Here is a 261-nt window from a genome sequence, read left to right as displayed (position 1 = left end):
AGTGAGCGACCCGTCAGCAATGACGGTGCCTGTAAAAGGGCAAAGTAACAGAGATTAAACTGAAGAGTTTGATCCTGGCTCAGATTGAACGCTGGCGGCATGCCTTACACATGCAAGTCGAACGGCAGCACGGAGCTTGCTCTGGTGGCGAGTGGCGAACGGGTGAGTAATATATCGGAACGTACCCTGGAGTGGGGGATAACGTAGCGAAAGTTACGCTAATACCGCATACGATCTACGGATGAAAGTGGGGGATCGCAA

The 261-nt window shown here is 52.1% G+C and carries 1 rRNA gene; it reads left to right on the top strand.

Annotated elements, in window-relative coordinates:
- Positions 1 to 56: 56 nt before the first annotated feature.
- Positions 57 to 261, top strand: a 16S ribosomal RNA gene (locus AC0V2Y_RS29025); the annotation flags it as partial.

This window comes from Janthinobacterium sp. BHSEK, from assembly GCF_056174685.1.
The sequence above is the reverse complement of the archived record's forward strand: the minus strand, read 5'-3'. Positions and strand labels throughout refer to the sequence as shown.